Origin of the sequence: Methylacidiphilum kamchatkense Kam1, from assembly GCF_007475525.1 — a bacterium.
GTDB lineage: Bacteria > Verrucomicrobiota > Verrucomicrobiia > Methylacidiphilales > Methylacidiphilaceae > Methylacidiphilum > Methylacidiphilum kamchatkense.
In genome coordinates this window covers 1501544-1519734 of sequence record NZ_CP037899.1, presented here as the reverse complement: position 1 = coordinate 1519734, position 18191 = coordinate 1501544, and the positions used below count along the sequence as shown (strand labels likewise).

Here is an 18191-nt window from a genome sequence, read left to right as displayed (position 1 = left end):
CTACTTATGGAGCTGCCTATCACCTTTTCTCCTGGTTTTGGAGTTTTTGAAACCCTTAGAGTAGAAAATGGAACGGCATTTTTTGTTGAAGAACATTGGAGAAGTCTATTGGAAAGTGCAAAAACACTAGGGCTTTACCCTAAAAAAGATTTCCGCAATGAGAGCCTTCATTTACCTAAAGAAGCAAGTGGGAAATGGCGGTGGATTGTTGGACCTAGAGAAGAAAAAGAATTTTTTGAGCCCCTTCCTGTTGAAACCAAAGAGGGCTTTTCCTTGGAGATTTCTGAGGTTAGGGTTGGTTCCCGAAATTGGGACAGTAGGTTAAAAACATTAAGTTATCTTTCCCACTTTCAAGCGAGGCTTTCAGTCAATGCTGATGAAGCGATGCTATTAAATGAGCAGGGGCAAGTGGTTTCTGGAGCAATGAGCAATATTTTTTTTGTGAAAAAAGACAAGGTTTTTACTCCCTCTCTGCAGACAGGATGCCGCAACGGAGTAATCAGGCAGTGGGTGATGTCGCAGATCGAGGTGGCAGAAGAACATTTTGGTCCAGAAACTCTCCAGGCTGCTGATGAAATTTTCCTAACCAACAGTTGGATAGGCATCAAGCCGGTTGTGCGATTCGAAAGCAAGATTCTCAAAAAAGGAAAGATCACCACTGAGCTGGAGGGACTATTGGCCAATGCTTACAGCTTATTTAAGAAACTCTCTTCGGAATCGGGGATCCGTTCCCAATCCTTTAACCAGGGGAGAGAAGAACTATCCGATGGGGCTCGGTAGTCACTTCTTGGGCTCAGGGAGCCTCCAGAACCAACTTTAGGAGCGTTAGCTATGCAGCTTCTTTTGAATTGGCTCATTCGGAAAAAGCGGTCAAGGAAGACTTTTAACCAGTGTTTTATTTGATCTATCCTATAGGCTTCCTTATTTCCTTCAATTTCTGGCCAATGGCCCCTATTCGGATCATGCCATGCAGTCCATGCTAAAAAGGCGGTCTTTGTAGGTAAATACCCATATCTTAGCGTGTAGTATAAATGGAAGTCTTGGAGGTTATAAGGCCCAATTTCTTTTTCGGAACTTTGCAGAAATTCCTGACCATCTTCTCCAGGAATAAGTTCAGGACTGACAATCGTATCAAGGACTTCGTTGAGAACAATACTCACTTGTTGGCCTAGCTCCTCCTTTTTGGAAACCCAACGAACAAGAAATTTGATAAGCGTCTTAGGGACACTGGCATTAACATGATAATGAGCCATGTGATCGCCAACGCCATAGGTAGACCAACCTAACGCAAGTTCGCTTAAATCACTCGTGCCAACGACCAATCCCTTTACTAGATTAGCAAGCCTGAACAGATGATTGGTTCGTTCTCCCGCCTGAACATTCTCAAAGGTAATGTCGTAAAGCTTTTGTCCTTGGGCAAACGGATGGCCAATGTCTTTAAAAAGCTGTAGGCAGCTAGGTCGAATGTCTATGAAATATTCTTGAGCACCAATGGCTTCAATAAGTTTGCGAGCTTGCTCAAGTGTTTTTTTGGTCGTTGCAAAACCAGGCATCGTGCAGGCCACAATGTTTTTTCGTGGTAATCTCAATATGTCCATTGCTTTTGCGCAAATAATGAGAGCATGGGCAGAATCGAGTCCTCCGGATACTCCAATTACCACTTTAGAAATCCCCGTAGCTCTTAATCGCTGGACCAGTCCTTGAGTCTGGATGGAAAAAACTTCCTGGCAGCGTTGATCCCGTGTCAATGGATCAGTTGGAACATAGGGAAAGCGTTCCAGTTCTCTTTCTAAACAAAGAAAGCTATCTTTTTCTCTGCCTAGAGAAAAAGATAAGGTTTTGAATGCTTCAATCTCGTTACGAAACTCTAATTTCGTTTGTCCAAAACTATTTTGACGCATCCTATCTGCTTGGAGTCTATCCAGATCAATCTCAGCAAAGATAATCTGTGATTCATAAGAAAATCTTTGAGTTTCTGCTAGCTTCGTCCCATTTTCGTAAATCAGCCCTTCCCCATCCCAAGCAAGATCCGTAGTGGATTCCCCAAATCCAGCTGCACTGTAAAGGTAGGCGGCTATGCACCTTCCAGACTGACTGGCAACAAGAAGTTTTCTGTAGTCACTTTTGCCAATTGTCACATTGGAAGCCGAAAGATTGACTAGGATGGTAGCCCCGGCAAGAGCTGCAAAAGAAGAAGGGGGTAGTGGTACCCAGAGATCTTCGCAGATTTCCACTGCCATTTTAAATAGAGGCTGTTCCTCCCACTGGAAAATCAAATTAGTACCAAAGGGAATCTCAGATTGGCCTAATAAATCAATGGATTTTTCGGTTGCAAAAGAAGCTTGAGAAAACTGCCTTGGCTCGTAAAACTCCCGATAGTTGGGAAGATAGCTTTTGGGGATGATGCCCAGTATTTTTCCTTGACAAAGCAGAGCGGCACAATTGAAAAGGAGCTGATTGACTTGTAAAGGAAGCCCCACAAGCAAAAGCAGAGGAAAGGAAACCGAGGCTTCGAGAAGTTTTGCTAAGGCTTTTAGAGAACTATCAAGCAGTGCTGATTGATGAAACAGGTCTTCACAGGAATAGGAAGAAATGCTTAGTTCTGGAAAAACGACGAGCATCGATTTGTTTTGAACCGCTTTTTTGCTCAGCTCAATGATCTGTTCAATATTGTAAAAAGGATCTGCTACTTTGCCTACAGGAATAGCTATAGCTACTCTTACAAAATTGTGATTATAAAAATTAAAAAAATTATATCTTTCCATTATTAAAATATTTTTTGATTATCTAGGAGAAGAAAGAGAAAAGAAAAGAAAAATTCGTCCATTCAGGCCTCTTTTTCTCTTTGCTCAAGAAGCTAGCAAAGGGAAATCCTCTTAAGACCTACTGGAGATGCTCCTCAAGAGTGTGGAGCGAAAAGTAGCGTTTAGTTTCTCAGCCGAATTTTTGCTTTAAGCATTCTCTGTTTAACAGTATAATATAGAATGAATCTATGATTCGACAATTCCAGAAATATTATTGCCTTTTCTTTCCCTTTTGTTTATGGTTTTGTACGATGCTTGTGCTAGCCTCTTCAGCTATAGCCATAGAAGATCTAGTGCAGGTTTTTCATCAGGCTTTGGAGTCTGATCCCATTCTTTCAAGGGAAAGCTATCTTTTTAATGGGTCTCAGGCTGGAGTATCCCTGGCTAAGGCGGCGCTAGGCCCCACCCTTTCGCTAAACTCCGCTGCCGGAGTGGGCAGTTTGATTGATGTGAATATCAATTCCTTTTCTCTTGCGACAGGAACCTCTTTTGAATTTTACACCGTGCTTTTAACGCAGCCTCTGTTCGATGGCCAAAAGCTATCCGCTTTGAAAGCTGCTAAATATCAAAAAGAAGCTCAAAGTTCTGCGGTCCAATATCAAAGACAGCAGCTCATCTTCCGTGTTATTCAAGCCTATTTTGGAGTTTTACAAGCCCAAGCCAACGAGCGGGTTTCGGAAACCGAATTGGCTCTTTATGAGGAGATTCTTAAGCAAACCGAGGCTTTCTTGAAAATAGGAAAAGGAGATATTGTCGCTGTCAAAGAAGCAAAAGCTAGGTATGATTTGTCACAGTCCAGCCTTATTACAGCAAAAAATGCACTGAATATTTCAAAGGCGATTCTAGAAAGAATCACTCATAAACCCGTAGGAGAACTTGCCGAGGTCAAGGAAATTTCTCCAATGAGTCCAACCCCTAATGAACTGGGGCCATGGGTTCAAACGGCCATGGCAAATCAGCCGTTGATCAAGCAAGCAAAAGCTTTAGTTGACGTTTCCTATGCTCAGCTTGAGCAGAATAAAAGGGGGCATTGGCCAGTTTTATCTCTCGTGGGTTCTTCCAGCCAGTTGGCTGTCAATGCAATTCCAGTCAATTTGCAGGTAGCTGCGGGTTTTTTGACTCTTTCTGTTCCACTGTATGATGGGCAGATTGATCAACGAATTAAACAGTCCCAAGCTCAAGCCAAAGCCACCTCAGAATTTTTAAGAAATACTTCAGATCAGACAAAATTAGATACAGAAGAAGCATTCCTAAATTTGCAAAGTAGCGTCCTTCAGCTCAAAAGCGCTAAAACAGCTTTAGAGTCCGCTAAAACTTCTTACGCAGCTACTAAAAAAGGCTATGAGTTGGGGACAAGATCGGTCATCGATTTGTTGACAGTGATTTCTGATTTGTCGAATGCAACAAGAAATTATTATAATGCACTCTATAATCATCTTGTATCTCGGGCTCAGCTAAAAGCCGCTGCCGGTATCTTAAATCAAGAGGATATTCTAGCTTTCAATAGCATTCTTAAAAGGTAAGAAGAGCCATGACAGCGAAGAAGAAAAAAATCATGCTTGTGCTTTTTGGCACCTTGATCATTCTGTGCTTTGGCCTTTTCTATTATATTCGACTTCGGCTCTCTGCCTCTGAGACCTTGACTATTTATGGTAATGTCGATATCCGCGAAGTTCAGCTGGCTTTTTACGATACGGGTAGAATTTTGAAAATCTATGTGCAGGAGGGGCAGCGGGTAAAAAAGGGCGAGTTATTAGCTGAATTGGATCCAGTTCGTTTTGAAGATGCAGTAAGACAAGCCGAACATGCGGTGGCGGTCGATAAGGCGGCTTTAGAAAATGCAGAAATTACCTACAAAAGAGACGAAGCACTTGCCAAGGAGCAATACATTTCTCTCCAAGAAAGAGACAATGCCTTAGCAGCATTGAAAGAAGCTAAAAACAAACTCAAGGCTGATGAAGCTGCTCTTTCTCTTGCGAAAAGAGAATTGCAGGATGCCAAACTCTATGCTCCACAAGACGGAGTGATTGAAGATAGGATTCTAGAGCCAGGAGATATGGTTACCCCTCAAACGCCAGTTTTCACAATGGCGCTTGACCGTCCTGTTTGGGTAAGAGCCTATGTTCCTGAAACCTATCTTGGAAAAATATTTTTAGGCATGAAAGCCGAAATTCTCACTGATAGCTATCCAGGCAGTGTTTTTCAGGGCTGGATCGGTTTCATTTCTCCAGTTTCTGAATTTACTCCTAAAAATGTCGAAACGCCAGAGTTAAGAACGAAGCTTGTTTATCAAGTCAGAGTCTACAGTGAAAATGCTGATTATAGGTTGAGATTAGGGATGCCCGCAACAGTACGGATACCATTAAATCAACCGTATCCACCCGAAAAACCTCCCTTAACTATGGATTAAGCCCTTATGGATGGAAAATCCTACTGTGTTCGATTACAGAATGTAAGTAAATCCTTTCAAACAGTGAGAGGAAAGCATTTTGCAATCAAGGAGCTTTCTTCTACAATTGGCTCTGGAATAATAACCGGGATTGTCGGCCCTGATGGCTCAGGCAAAAGTACCCTATTGCGTCTTCTCTCTGGAATGTATGTACCGGACTGTGGGCAGATCGAAGTTCTTGGGCTTAGTCCCATAGAAAATAAAGAGGCTTTGTCAGCTCAGCTAGGCTATATGCCTCAGAATTTTGGGCTCTATGAAGATTTGACTGTAGAAGAAAATCTCCGGTTGTATGCTGATCTCTACTGTCTGCCAAAAAATGAAAGAGAAGAGAGGTTTAGGGAACTGCTGGCTATGTCTGGGCTTAGCCAGTTTATGAAAAGACTTGCCGGAAGCCTTTCTGGCGGAATGAAACAAAAACTAGCCTTATCCTCAGTGCTACTTTCTTCCCCAAAGCTGTTGTTGCTGGATGAACCGACCGTTGGCGTAGACCCTTTGTCCAGAAGAGAACTTTGGAAAATCTTGTTTGATCTAGTCAAAGATCGTGGACTTTCTGTGGTGATCAGTACTTCTTATTTAGGGGAAGCCCGGTATTGCCAGGATATCCTCCTTTTGGACAAAGGACAAAAACTTGTCCAAGGAAGTCCTTCGTATTTAGAAGAAAATGCAAGGGGTATCGTTTTATTGATTCATTCGGAGAAAATGGATTCAAAAGAACTTTTATTGGAAATTTCGTCAGATCCTTCCGTGATCGATCATTCTTTCGAAGGAAAATATATAAGAGTTCTGCTTCAAAAGGACAAAATAGATACATTCTTAAAGGAAAATGAAAAATTTGGGATTGTTGCTATTCCTGCAGAAAGAAAAATTGCTGATTGTGTATTGTCTTTTTATCCTCAAAGACAACAACCCTCTCTCTTATCCTCCAAAGAAGAGACAGCTTTGAAAGAGAAAAGAAAAGAGCGATCCATGGAAAAAGTAATTGTTGTAGAGAGGCTCTCCCGGTTTTTTGGAAAATTTGAAGCTGTAAAAAAATAAGCTTTTCGGTTAATCTAGGAGAAATTTTTGGAATCTTGGGACCAAATGGAGCAGGTAAATCGACCACATTTCGAATGCTCTGTGGCCTGTTGCCTCCCTCAGAAGGAAAGGTATCTGTAAGTGGTTTCGATTTGAGGACTTCTCCAGCATCCGCTCGTTCTCGAATCGGCTATGTCTCCCAAAAGTTCTCCCTTTATACCAATTTAAGCGTTTTTCAAAATCTCCTATTTTTTTCCCGGGCTTATGATCTCTCAGGTGAAAAACAAAAAAAGCGGATTGCTTCGGTAATTGAAGAGTATGAGCTTGGATCGGTTCTGGATAGTGACGCTGGGCGGATTCCTTTAGGATTTCAGAAAAGGTTGGCTATCGCTTGTGCTACTTTGCATGATCCGGATATTCTTTTTCTTGACGAACCGACTTCTGGAATGGATCCTCAAAGTCGAAGAGAATTTTGGATAAGAATGATCCGTTTCTCAAGGCGGAATACTACTTTACTTATCACCACCCATTATTTGGAAGAAGCCGAGTATTGTGACCGGCTAGTGATCATTTCAAGGGGGAAAATTTTGATCGAAGGTAGTCCTCAAGAGATTAAAAAACCTTTTCAAACTGTGGACAATCCTACCCCTACTATAGAGGATGCGTTCATAGGATTGATAGAACAGAGTAAAGAGGAAAATTGAATTTTTTTTTTAATCAACGACTCTTTGGATTTATTCAAAAGGAATGGATCGAAATTCTACGAGATCCATCAAGCTTTGGTATTGCTTTTGTGCTCCCTTCGATCTTACTTTTTTTGTTTGGATATGGCATTTCTCTAGATGCGATCCACCTACCAATTGGAGTGGTTGTGGAGCGTCCCACAAGCCTTTCGTCTAGTTTTGAATCTAGTCTTAAAAATTCCATCTACTTTTCTCCAATATCCTATGAGACAATCCAAAAGGCAGAGTTTGATTTTGAGGAAGGTCGACTTTTGGGCATCGTCTGGTTAAGGGGTAATTGGAATAGAGAATCTTTGGCTTTTGATAAAGGAAGGATCCAGACAATAGTCAATGGAACGGATGCCAACACCGCTCGGCTAATCGAAGGCTATCTATTGGGAGTATGGATGGATTGGCTCAAACGGGAAAAAATTGATCGGAACCTACAAGTAAACTTGCCCGTTAGCCAAGAAATCCGAGTTTGGTTTAATCCTGCTCTGATTACAAAGAATTATCTAGTTCCAGGCATCATTGTCATTAACATGACGGTGGTTGGAGCTTTGCTTACTGCTTTAGTTGTTGCCAGAGAGTGGGAAAGAGGAACCATGGAAGCCATGCTTGCCACCCCTCTGACGAAGTTAGAACATTTCATTGGCAAACTCCTGCCCTATTTTGCACTTGGAATGGGAGGGATGTTATTTTCTTTTTTGCTGGCTGTCTTTCTTTTTAAAGTACCTTTTAGAGGATCTTTTTGGGTTCTTTTTCTTTCCTCGATCTTTTTCCTGCTTGCGGTACTGGGAATTGGCGTATTGATTTCAAATCTTTCGAAAAACTCTTTTGTTGCAAGCATGGTCGCAATCGTTACTAGTTTTTTGCCGGCCTTCATGCTTTCTGGTTTTATTTTCGATATTAACTCCATGCCCGTTGGTATCCAGTTTTTTACTCTTCTGTTCCCAGCTAGATATTTTGTTTCAATTCTTCAAACCCTTTTCCTGGCTGGGAATGTCTGGAGTGTATTGGTTGGAAACCTCTCGGTGCTGGTCCTTTTTGCTATTGCTATCAATGGGGTTTCTTATTTGTTGTGGAAAAGACGATTGGAATAAAGGCAGAGGGCAGAGAAGAGTAGAGAGAAGAAGTAAAAAAAATATGTGGAACCGGGTTGTTGGATTGATTATTAAAGAAATCCTTGTGTTTATACGGGATCCACGGAGTCGGTTTGTTCTCATCGTTCCCCCAGTCATTCAAATGTTTGTCTTTGGCTACGCCGCAACCTTTGATCTTTTTAAAGTTTCCTTTGCTCTGTATGACGAAAATAGAACGTACCATTCCAGAGAATTGATTTCGAAATTTAAAGGCTCTCCAGTCTTTATCTTAAAAAAGGAAATTTTTAATGAATCCCAGCTTACCGATGAAATTCAAAAAAGAAATGTCCTTTTCGTGCTCCATATCGATCAGCGATTTGATCGTGATCTACTTTCTGGAAGGAGTGGAAAAGTCCAGTTGATCATAGATGGAAGAAATTCTAATACGGCAGCTATTCTCTCTGGCTATGCTAATCAAATCATTGCTGATTACAATGCCGATTGGCTGAAACGCAATGGAGGGAATGCTCCTGTTTCCCAAATTTCTTTTCGTGCCTTGCACAACCCAAATCTTCTTTCCCAATGGTTTATTGTTCCAGGATTGATTGCTATTTTGACTTTTGTCGTTTCGGCCATGACCATTGGACTTTCCATTGCCCGAGAAAAAGAAATGGGCACTTTTGATCAGTTGCTTGTTACTCCCCTTAGGCCAATAGAAATTCTGATAGGTAAAACCATTCCAGGTTTGATTTTTGCTTTACTCGAGGCTACCCTTATTTTGCTTGCTGCTCTTCTTTGGTTTAGAATTCCTTTTAATGGAGATATATTGGTTCTTTATTTAGGGCTTCTTTTTTTTCTCTTTGCCATCATTGGGATAGAGCTTGCCATTTCTTCCATTGCGTCCACTCAACAACAGGCTCTCCTTGGAGTGTTTTTCTTTTTGGTTCCCTCTATCATATTATCTGGTTTTTCTACTCCTATTCGCAATATGCCTGAGTCGATCCAAATGCTGACCTATCTTAATCCTATGCGGTATTTTCTCATCATTGTTCGAGGTGTTTTCCTAGAAGGTAGGGGATTGGATACTTTGTGGACTCAATATTTTCCTCTTTTGATTATTGGCTTTATAAGCATGAGTTTTAGCTGGTTTTTGTTTAAAAAAAGGCTTTATTAAAAATAATAAAAAATTTTATATGCAATTACTAATAATAGAAAATTGCTACCGTTCATAGTATAGTTTATAGTAAGACTATATGCTGAGGGAGAATATATGATTCAGAATGAGAAAATACACAAAGTTTTAATAGTCGATGATCACACGATATTGAGAGAAGGGCTCTGTCAGCTGATTAATTCTACACCTGGAATGAGTGTGTGTGGAACAGCAAAAAACGCTCATGAGGGTTTTGAACTAATAGAAAAAACACAGCCTGACCTTGTGCTGGTAGACATTTCTCTTCCTGGAAAGAGCGGTCTGGAACTTATTAAAGATATCCATGCGGTCTATCCGGATATTGCCATTTTCGTTTTGTCTATGCATGAAGAGTCATTATATGCGGAAAGAGTTTTGCGAGCAGGAGCTCGTGGATATCTCATGAAGAGTGAAGGAGGAGAAAAATTGATTGCTGCTCTTCAGAAAGTTATGGCTGGGGGAATTTCTGTAAGTGATCAAGTAGCTAACCGCATCCTCCAAGGGGTTTCTGGCAAAAGAAAAGCGTTGTCGATTAGTCCTATTGAAGCTTTAAGCGACCGGGAATTTGAAGTTTTTCAATTAATAGGCAAGGGGTATGGGAGTAGACAGATTGCTGAGCAATTGAGCTTGAGTGTAAAAACTGTAGAAGCTTACCGAGCGAGCATTAAACAAAAACTCTATCTCAAAAGCGGTCCTCAACTTGTTCATTATGCCATTTCTTGGCAGCAATCTCAAACAAGTGGTGTCGATTCCAATACGCTGCCTACAAAAAGCTAATTTTTTTAAAAGAGTATCTATGGAATCCCATCCCCATTTGAGTGGATAGGTTCAAAGCGCCGATAGGTGCCTTAACAATTATGTTTTATGGCTTGTAAACTAAAGCACTTGAAACGAGGATAACAGAAAGAAAACAAATAGGCATCTTCTCCTAGCAAGGATATTTACTATTTGAAGGAAACAACCAGAAAAGAGCCTATCCAGTGCCTCTCTGCGGGCAAGTCTTTTTTGTCCAGCTGCTCTTTTTTATACAGACAGCGCCATAATCCCTTGAGAAGGGCAATACATCTAAATATCATAAAGGGCTAATAGGGTCTGATTTTTCCTTTTAACAAGTAGGATCCTTTCCAAAATGGCTTCTCTATTCCCTTTCGAAAAACCGCTGATCATAGGAGGTTGCCTTAAAATACAGGTCTCAGGTTTTTATAGCTTCAGTTGGAAGGGGATAGAGGACTGCCCATTTTTAAATGCGAAGATACTGGATCTGCCTAATTTATATTAGGTTATAGTCCTTTTCGTAGGGACTGAATTATTATTAGGGTAAAATAATAAATAGGATGATTATAAATACAATAGCTACGACAAAAAAAACATATAAAAAAATATGATTATATATATAAATATGATATGCATATACAAATACAATGTTTATCAGAAAATCCTCATCATCATTTCCTTTTCAAAGGATTTCGGACATAGCGATACGAACATTCCCTCTTTTAATAGGAGATAACACCTAAGTTATAATCCATCATTTTCCTCCATCTCACTAATTGCCTAAAAAGAATATAGATATTACGGTTGCAAATGAAGTCTGGTTGGCATACCGGCTTCAATTATTGGCTTTCGTTTTCAATATAAAAATGAAAGCCGTTAGGTATGAATAACTAAATAGGAGGAATTCTATGGCACAAGCAACAACTGCTACGACTATTGCGATTCCTGAAAGATCGCTTTTTTCATGGAATCGAATGTGGTTGGGTATTGGTCTACTTAGCGGTTGGTATATTCTGGTCAATCTATATGAAAGAGCATTTGCTTTTACAAAAGGGCTGGATTATACCTCCCCTGAGTATCAGACCTATTGGATGAATCTGCTTATAGCAGAACTGGCTTTGGAGGCGTTGGCTTTCATTGCCGTATGCACCTGGCTATGGGTGACTAGGGATAGAAATTTAGAAAATATTTCTCCTGTCGAAGAACTCAGAAGGTACTGGAATCTTGGACTGTTTATTGTGGTCTATACGGTAGGACTTTACTGGGGAGCCAGTTACTTTACTGAGCAAGATGGGACATGGCATCAAACGGTGATTCGTGATACGGATTTTACTCCAAGTCATATCATCGAGTTCTATCAAAGCTATCCTATATATATAATACTAGGAGTAGGGTCCTTCATGTATGCCATAACCAGGCTGCCCATGTTTGCTAGGTCTTTTTCTATTCCCTACGCGGTACTTGTTGGATCCCCGCTGATGATCTTTCCTAATGTGGGATTGAACGAATTCGGTCATACCCGTTGGTTTATGGAGGAACTTTTTGTGGCTCCACTCCACTGGGGTTTTGTGGCCTTTGGATGGGGCGCATTAGCGATCATGGGGGTTTGGCTCCAGGCATGTCCTAGGGTCTATGAGTTGATCAAGCAGGTCTATTTAGGGAAAACAGCTACTTCGCCATTAAAAGTAATGGAAGAACCCGAAAAATCGGTTGATCCAGCTTACTGCGAAGTCTGAAAGGGGAATCGAAAAGAAAAATCAAAATCAAAAAATGATTCCATTAGGGGCGGTTCACACTCAATTACCGCCCCTAAAAAAACAGATTGGAGGATACATGCAACTTGCACAAGCGAATGCAGAAGCAAGGATTCTTGAAAGAAAATTTGACATTGTTGTTATTGTTTCCATGTTTTTTGCCTTTATTGGAGGCTATCATATTCATCAGATGCTATTGGCTGGGGATTGGTCATTTTGGATCGACTGGAAAGATCGGATGTGGTGGCCAGTGGTTGCGCCAATTGCAGATATAGCTTTTCCAGCGGCTGTTCAATCCATTCTTTGGACAAAATTCAAGATGCCTATTGGAGCAACCTTTTGCACTGTTGGCCTTTTCTTTGGCCAGTGGATGAATAGGTACTGGAATTTCTGGGGTTGGGGTACTTATCCTCTGAACTTCGTTTTTCCAGAGACATTGATTCCTCAAGCGGTTGTTCTCGATGGGGTATTAATGATTTCAAATAATTTTGTCATTACTGCGCTTGTAGGCGGAGAACTTTGGGGATGGCTTTTTTATCCAACTAATTGGCCCATGATCGCTCCTTATCATGTGCCGGTGGAATACTATGGACAGCTTATGAGTATGGCTGATCTCATCCAGTATCAATACATCCGGACTTCTACCCCTGAGTACATACGCATGGTGGAAACCGGAACGATGAGAAGTTTTGCAGGGGGAGTGCTTGGCGTTTCTGCATTCTTCTCTGGTTTTGTGTCAGCCTGTATGTACTTTTTGTGGTGGTTCTTTGGGAAGTTTTTTGGTTCGACAAAGTTTGTCAGGCATTCGACCGTCTAAGGGTTTAAATAAATGAAGACAAGGAGAAAAGCTGTGAATCAAATGGTAGAACATGTAGCGACTAAGACAAAAAAAATTCTGCTTTCTTTTCTATCCCTAGGCCTTGTAATGAGTTGGTTTCACTCGCCGAGCTATGCGGTACAGGGGATGGGAGCAAAATCTCAGGAGGCATTCTTACGGATGCGAACAGTTGTGTTTTATGACACTCTTTCGTTTGCTCCTACTAATAGGGTAAAAGTCGGCGAAGAGTTTAGTTGTACTGGCAAAGTCATGTTGATGCCAACATGGCCAGAAGAAATTCCTTTTACAGGAATTTCCTTTTTTAACTTCTTTGTTCCTGGCCCTCAGGTTTTACGGAAAGCAATCTGGGTAAACGAAAAGTATTTTCAGTTTAATTCGGTGGTGCTTGAAAAAGGAGGTACATACGCTTACAAAATGGTGTTGCAAGCAAGAAATCCTGGAATCTTTCCGATGGGTCCAATGCTGAGCATGGAAGGGGCTGGCCCTTTTATTGGTCCAGAAGAATTCTTGACCATCGAGGGAACAAAAGGAAGTTTTACTAATCCTGTAAAGACCTTGTTAGGAAATACAGTTGATCTAGAAAATTATGGCACGGCCCGAATGATTACCTGGACAATATTCACAACGCTAATCGGGGTAGTATGGTTAGGATACTGGCTTGCAAAGCCATTTACAAGAAGGTTGGGACTAGTTGCTGCTGGTAGAAAGGAAGAATTGTTTAATCCTTTGGATAAACAGGTTTGCTTCCTTTTTACCGTTGGAACAATTGTAATAGTCGCTGCCGCAGCCTTAATAACAAAGGCACAATATCCAGTAACCATCCCTATCCAGGAGACGAAGTATTATATAAAACCCCTTCCTCCTGAGCCGACACTCATTCAGGCAGAAGTTACGGATGCGACTTACGACGTTCCTGGCAGAACCCTTTCCTTTCATATCCAGGTCAAAAATGTTGGGGATAAGCCCGTGGTGTTGAAAGAATTTCTGACGGCGAATGTCCGGTTCTTGAATCCAGATATCCCTGGGAATACATGGAATCCATCCTTTCCTGAAGTGAATGGTGGACCAATGAAAGTAAGTCCTTCAGAGCCGATTAATCCAGGAGAGACCAAAACGATAGAAGTTTCCATGCAAAGCGCTGAATGGGAAAACCAAAGATTAACCATGTATAACGAGACGACAAATCGCTTTGGGGGGCTGCTTTTCTTTACCGATCCGAGTGGTACCAGGCAGATTTATGCCATAGCTGATCAGATTGTCATTCCTAAATTTGGAGTGGCAATAGGTGGAGGCATGTAAGGCAAGAGGCTTCATCAAAAAACTAGAAATTAAAAACCCTTTCTCGCCATGGACGAGAAAGGGTTTTCTGTGAAAAGAATTAGTTATAAAACTCCATAATATCGAAGGGGTTATCTTTCCTTTTCGGTGATATTCATTCTTATAAGCCACTTTTATCCCCTACATAATAATATATTAAATAGAATGATGAGAAAAATAACATACATGATTCTACCTATTTAAATTCTGTATCATTTTTATTAATTCTTTTATTTTTATATGTCTGTAAGATCCTAAGGTGTAATCTTATGTCATATACGGGTTATACCTTAGATAGAATACAGAGTATGATCTAATTGTCATGGGCAAGAAGGATGAGTTACGGTTGCCATGAACATTCGAGTTAGCGAACCATAACTTGTAATGTTATAAGGATGGGGAAAAGAATAGCCTAAAGGGATAAAGGGAAGGCTATGCTATAAGAGTAAAAATCCTCATCTTCTATTCAATAAAAAACAGAGACTAATCGGTAAAAGGAGGTTGATACATGGCACAAGCGACAACGCAAACGGTCTCGATATCGATACCGGACAAGTCAGCCTTCTCTTGGAAAAACCTCTGGATTGCTCTAGCCATCATCACAGCCTTTGAAATTGCTGTGAATGTCTATGAGCGAGCCTTTGCGTTTGCCAAGGGATTGGACTACTTCACTCCGGACTATCAGACCTATTGGATGAGTATCCTCTACACCGAGCTGATTCTTGAGCCGACGACACTCATCGCGCTCTGCTCCTGGTTGTGGGTGACCAGGGATCGTGCGATGGAAAACCTTGCCCCTGCAGAGGAGTTAAGGCGGTATTGGAACCTTGGATTATTTGTCGTGGTTTATACCGTTCTACTCTACTGGGGAGCAAGCTACTATACGGAGCAAGACGGCACATGGCATCAGACGGTGATTAGGGATACGGACTTCACACCAAGCCACATCATCGAGTTCTATCAGAGCTATCCTATCTATATTGTGGCTGGGGTAGGATCGATGGTGTATGCAATGACAAGATTGCCTCAATATGCGAAAGCATTTTCAGTACCCTATGCGGTGCTGGTTGGCTCTCCCTTGATGATCTTCCCCAACGTCGGTTTGAACGAATTTGGTCATACCCGTTGGTTTATGGAAGAGCTGTTTGTGGCCCCATTGCACTGGGGATTCGTCATGTTTGGGTGGGGAGCTCTGGCAATTCTTGGCACATGGCTCCAGATATGCCCAAGAGTGGTAGAACTGATCAAACAGGTCTACTATGGCAAGCCGGCTACGCCACCTGCGGTTGTGTTGAACGACCCTGAAAAAGCTACGGATCCGGCTCTATGTGAAGTTTGATACTAAGAAATAAAGGATTCGATGGAATGGCGGGTTGATTCAACTCGCCATTCCAAAAGAAAAGGAGGAAAAATATGCAACAAGTAGCTGCAGAAGCCGAAGCAAGGGCACTCGAAAGAAAGTTCGACATTGTCGTTCTTGTATCGATGTTTCTTGCTATCCTTTCTGGCTTTCACATCCATCAGATGCTGACAGCCGGGGACTGGTCTTTCTGGATCGACTGGAAAGATAGAATGTGGTGGCCAGTGGTTGCGCCTATCATGGACATAACTTTCCCAGCAGCTTGTCAGGCTATCCTGTGGACAAAGTTTAAAGCGCCTATAGGAGCAACCTTTAGCTGTGCCGGATTGTTTTTTGGTCAGTGGATGAACAGGTACTGGAATTTCTGGGGTTGGGCACATTACCCTTTGAATTTCGTTTTCCCTGAAACGCTTCTTCCGCAAGCGATTGTCCTCGATGGCGTTTTAATGATCACCAATAACTTTGTGGTGACAGCGCTCATCGGAGGAGAGCTGTGGGGATGGCTCTTCTATCCTTCGAATTGGCCCATGATTGCTCCATACCATGTTCCTGTGGAATACTATGGACAGCTCATGAGTGTTGCTGACCTAATTCAATATCAGTACATCCGAACCTCCACTCCTGAGTACATCCGTATGGTCGAAACAGGAACAATGAGAAGCTTTGCTGGAGGCGTGCTTGGAGTCTCGGCATTTTTCTCAGGGTTCTGTTCGGTCATTATGTACTTTATATGGTGGTACTTCGGATATTTCTTCGGGTGGACCAAATTTATAAAACATTCGAAGGTGTAAAGTATAGAAGGAAGAGGGGAGGATGGGAGAATCTTCCCCTCAAACACAAAAGGAGAAAACGAAGTGAAAATATTCAACTGCGAAACTGGGATGAAAAAATTAGTCAGAGTAGGAGGAGCAATTTTGCTCTCCGGGCTAATGCTGGCTCCTATGTCATCTCTTTTTGCTGTGCAGGGAATGGGAGCAAAATCTCAAGAGGCATTCTTGAGAATGCGTACCGTTACCTTTTTCGATACCCGATTTTCATTTACTCCTAGCAATAGGGTGAAAGTCGGAGACGAATTCACCTGCACGGGTAAAGTGATGCTCATGCCAACATGGCCTCAAGAAATTCCTTTTTCAGGAATATCCTTCTTTAACTTCTTCGTTCCTGGACCACAGGTGTTGCGGAAGGCTATTTTTGTCAATGAAAAGTACTTCCAATTTAATTCTGTGGTGTTGGAAAAAGGAGGAGTTTACGAATATAAGATGATTAATCAAGCCAGAACACCCGGAATATGGCCTGTTGGTCCTATGGTTAGTATGGAAGAAGCTGGACCGTTCATCGGACCGGAAGAATTCTTGACGATTGAAGGCTCTGGTGCTGGTTTTACCAATCCAGTAAAGACCTTGTTAGGGAATACAATCGATCTAGAAAATTATGGGGAAGGCCGAATGATAGCTTGGACGCTGCTAACTTCTGCCATTGCGGTAGTCTGGCTTGTATATTGGTGCTCTAAGCCCTTCACAAGAAGGCTTGGATTAGTGGCAGCTGGAAGAAAAGAGGATCTATTCAGCCCCATGGATAGACAGGTCTGTTTCCTGTTTACCATCGGAACGATCGTATTGGTTGCTGCTGCAGCAATGATAACCAAAGCTCAGTATCCAATAACGATCCCGATTCAGGAAACAAAATACTATATCAAACCTCTGCCTCCGGAACCAGCTTTAATTCAAGCTGAAGTCACAGATGCGACTTACGATGTTCCAGGCCGCACCCTGTCATTCCATTTGCAGGTTAAAAACATCGGTGATAAACCTGTCGTGTTAAAAGAGTTTTTAACTGCTAACGTCAGGTTTTTAAATCCCGATGTCCCTGGAAATACTTGGAATGAAAACTATCCTGAAGTAAATGGTGGTCCTATGAGGGTAACCCCATCGGAACCAATCAATCCAGGAGAAACAAAGACATTAGAAGTCTCCATGCAGAGTGCAGAATGGGAAAATCAAAGACTCACAATGTATCATGAGTCAACGAACCGATTTGGTGGACTTCTGTTCTTTACGGATACTTCTGGAACACGTCAAGTCTTTGCTATTGCCGACCAAATCGTCATTCCAAAATTCGGCGCTACCATGGGCGGCGGTATGTAATTATATATAACAATTCGTACTTAATTAGACAAAAGCCCTCTTCTAGGATTCTGGAAGGGGGCCTTTTGTTAATGGGGATAATCCCAATTCGTTTTCCTTTAAGGCTCATATCCTGGAATGTTATTTTAACGGATCAACAGGTTTTTCCTTGTGCATCCTGCCTTGCGATTAAATCTGGCTAACCATACCGAAGTTGATCGAATACCTATTGGTCGTTTTGAAAGAGCAGAACAAAATGGGCAGTTCTAGTGGTTTCAGAAAATTTAGTTTTGTTGATCTATGGTTTGTTTTTCACCTCTCTATAGCAAAAATGAATATTTTTACTCAGCCTCTAAGCTCAGATAGATTTTCCTCATCCTTTCTCTAGTGGAAATGATAGCCTGCAATCGCCTAGGAATTCCCTTAAGAGATTAGGAGTGTATCCGCAACCTTTCTCCTTTGTTTTTCGATTTACATGAATAAAAAAATGCACTGACAGCACCAACCCAATAGCCAGCTATGTTATAGCTATAGATCTCAGAAATATTGATCCAAAAGGTTAACTGGCTGGTAGAGTGCATCACAAAGATACATAATTCAAAATATTTAATTCAACTCGAATGGAACTTCTTAGCACTAGAAAAGGATATCAATCATAGGCTTTGTTTCCAGTCCATTCTACTCAGGAAGAACCATAAAACACCACTATGGAACTGCTCTAGGGATAGGCATGGCAAAAATTGCCAGAAGAATTTCCAAGAA

15 protein-coding genes are annotated in these 18191 nt (G+C 41.6%); 14 read left to right on the top strand and 1 reads right to left on the bottom strand.

Annotated features, from left to right (window positions below; all coding sequences use genetic code 11):
* Positions 1-6: 6 nt before the first annotated feature.
* Positions 7-780, top strand: a complete 774-nt coding sequence (locus kam1_RS07090) for an aminotransferase class IV (RefSeq protein ID WP_143958338.1) — start codon at positions 7-9, stop codon at positions 778-780.
* Here kam1_RS07090 and kam1_RS07085 read toward each other — a convergent pair.
* Entirely contained in the window at positions 687-2765 is a 2079-nt protein-coding gene (locus kam1_RS07085; RefSeq protein ID WP_143958337.1) for an NAD(+) synthase, read from the bottom strand. The genes kam1_RS07090 and kam1_RS07085 overlap by 94 nt on opposite strands.
* Before the next feature lie 227 nt (positions 2766-2992).
* On the opposite strand from kam1_RS07085, the gene kam1_RS07080 reads away from it, so the two are divergent.
* From kam1_RS07080 to amoB (kam1_RS07025), 13 genes are all read left to right on the top strand, one after another.
* Complete coding sequence (locus tag kam1_RS07080) at positions 2993-4327, top strand: TolC family outer membrane protein (protein WP_039720576.1); 1335 nt, start codon at positions 2993-2995, stop codon at positions 4325-4327.
* 8 nt (positions 4328-4335) lie between these two features.
* Positions 4336-5214 carry an efflux RND transporter periplasmic adaptor subunit gene (locus kam1_RS07075; RefSeq protein WP_039720577.1) on the top strand — a complete coding sequence of 293 codons (879 nt, stop codon included), beginning with the start codon at positions 4336-4338 and terminating at the stop codon, positions 5212-5214.
* Between the two features lie 6 nt (positions 5215-5220).
* On the top strand, positions 5221-6288 hold the full coding sequence (locus tag kam1_RS10715; protein WP_244946011.1) for an ABC transporter ATP-binding protein: 1068 nt from the start codon (positions 5221-5223) through the stop codon (positions 6286-6288).
* Between the two features lie 35 nt (positions 6289-6323).
* The gene (locus kam1_RS10710; RefSeq protein WP_244946010.1) at positions 6324-6971 is read left to right on the top strand and encodes an ABC transporter ATP-binding protein; all 648 of its coding nucleotides are present in this window, start codon (positions 6324-6326) and stop codon (positions 6969-6971) included.
* Positions 6968-8092 carry an ABC transporter permease gene (locus kam1_RS07065; RefSeq protein ID WP_039720579.1) on the top strand — a complete coding sequence of 375 codons (1125 nt, stop codon included), beginning with the start codon at positions 6968-6970 and terminating at the stop codon, positions 8090-8092. Before kam1_RS10710 ends, kam1_RS07065 begins: the two co-directional genes overlap by 4 nt.
* 43 nt (positions 8093-8135) lie before the next feature.
* On the top strand, positions 8136-9245 hold the full coding sequence (locus kam1_RS07060; protein ID WP_039720783.1) for an ABC transporter permease: 1110 nt from the start codon (positions 8136-8138) through the stop codon (positions 9243-9245).
* 96 nt (positions 9246-9341) lie between these two features.
* On the top strand, positions 9342-10040 hold the full coding sequence (locus tag kam1_RS07055) for a response regulator (RefSeq protein WP_143958336.1): 699 nt from the start codon (positions 9342-9344) through the stop codon (positions 10038-10040).
* 905 nt (positions 10041-10945) lie between these two features.
* Positions 10946-11773: a bacterial ammonia monooxygenase, subunit AmoC gene (gene amoC / locus kam1_RS07050; protein WP_039720580.1), complete on the top strand. Its 828-nt coding sequence runs from the start codon at positions 10946-10948 to the stop codon at positions 11771-11773.
* Between the two features lie 97 nt (positions 11774-11870).
* Positions 11871-12608 (top strand): bacterial ammonia monooxygenase, subunit AmoA, encoded by a 738-nt coding sequence (gene amoA / locus kam1_RS07045; RefSeq protein WP_039720784.1) that lies wholly within the window; start codon positions 11871-11873, stop codon positions 12606-12608.
* 42 nt (positions 12609-12650) lie between these two features.
* On the top strand, positions 12651-13928 hold the full coding sequence (gene amoB, locus kam1_RS07040; RefSeq protein ID WP_039720785.1) for a bacterial ammonia monooxygenase, subunit AmoB: 1278 nt from the start codon (positions 12651-12653) through the stop codon (positions 13926-13928).
* 526 nt (positions 13929-14454) lie between these two features.
* Positions 14455-15285, top strand: a complete 831-nt coding sequence (gene amoC, locus kam1_RS07035) for a bacterial ammonia monooxygenase, subunit AmoC (protein ID WP_039720581.1) — start codon at positions 14455-14457, stop codon at positions 15283-15285.
* Between the two features lie 74 nt (positions 15286-15359).
* Positions 15360-16097 carry a bacterial ammonia monooxygenase, subunit AmoA gene (amoA, locus tag kam1_RS07030; protein ID WP_009060827.1) on the top strand — a complete coding sequence of 246 codons (738 nt, stop codon included), beginning with the start codon at positions 15360-15362 and terminating at the stop codon, positions 16095-16097.
* A gap of 63 nt (positions 16098-16160) precedes the next feature.
* On the top strand, positions 16161-17450 hold the full coding sequence (gene amoB / locus kam1_RS07025) for a bacterial ammonia monooxygenase, subunit AmoB (protein ID WP_039720582.1): 1290 nt from the start codon (positions 16161-16163) through the stop codon (positions 17448-17450).
* Positions 17451-18191 lie beyond the last annotated feature (741 nt).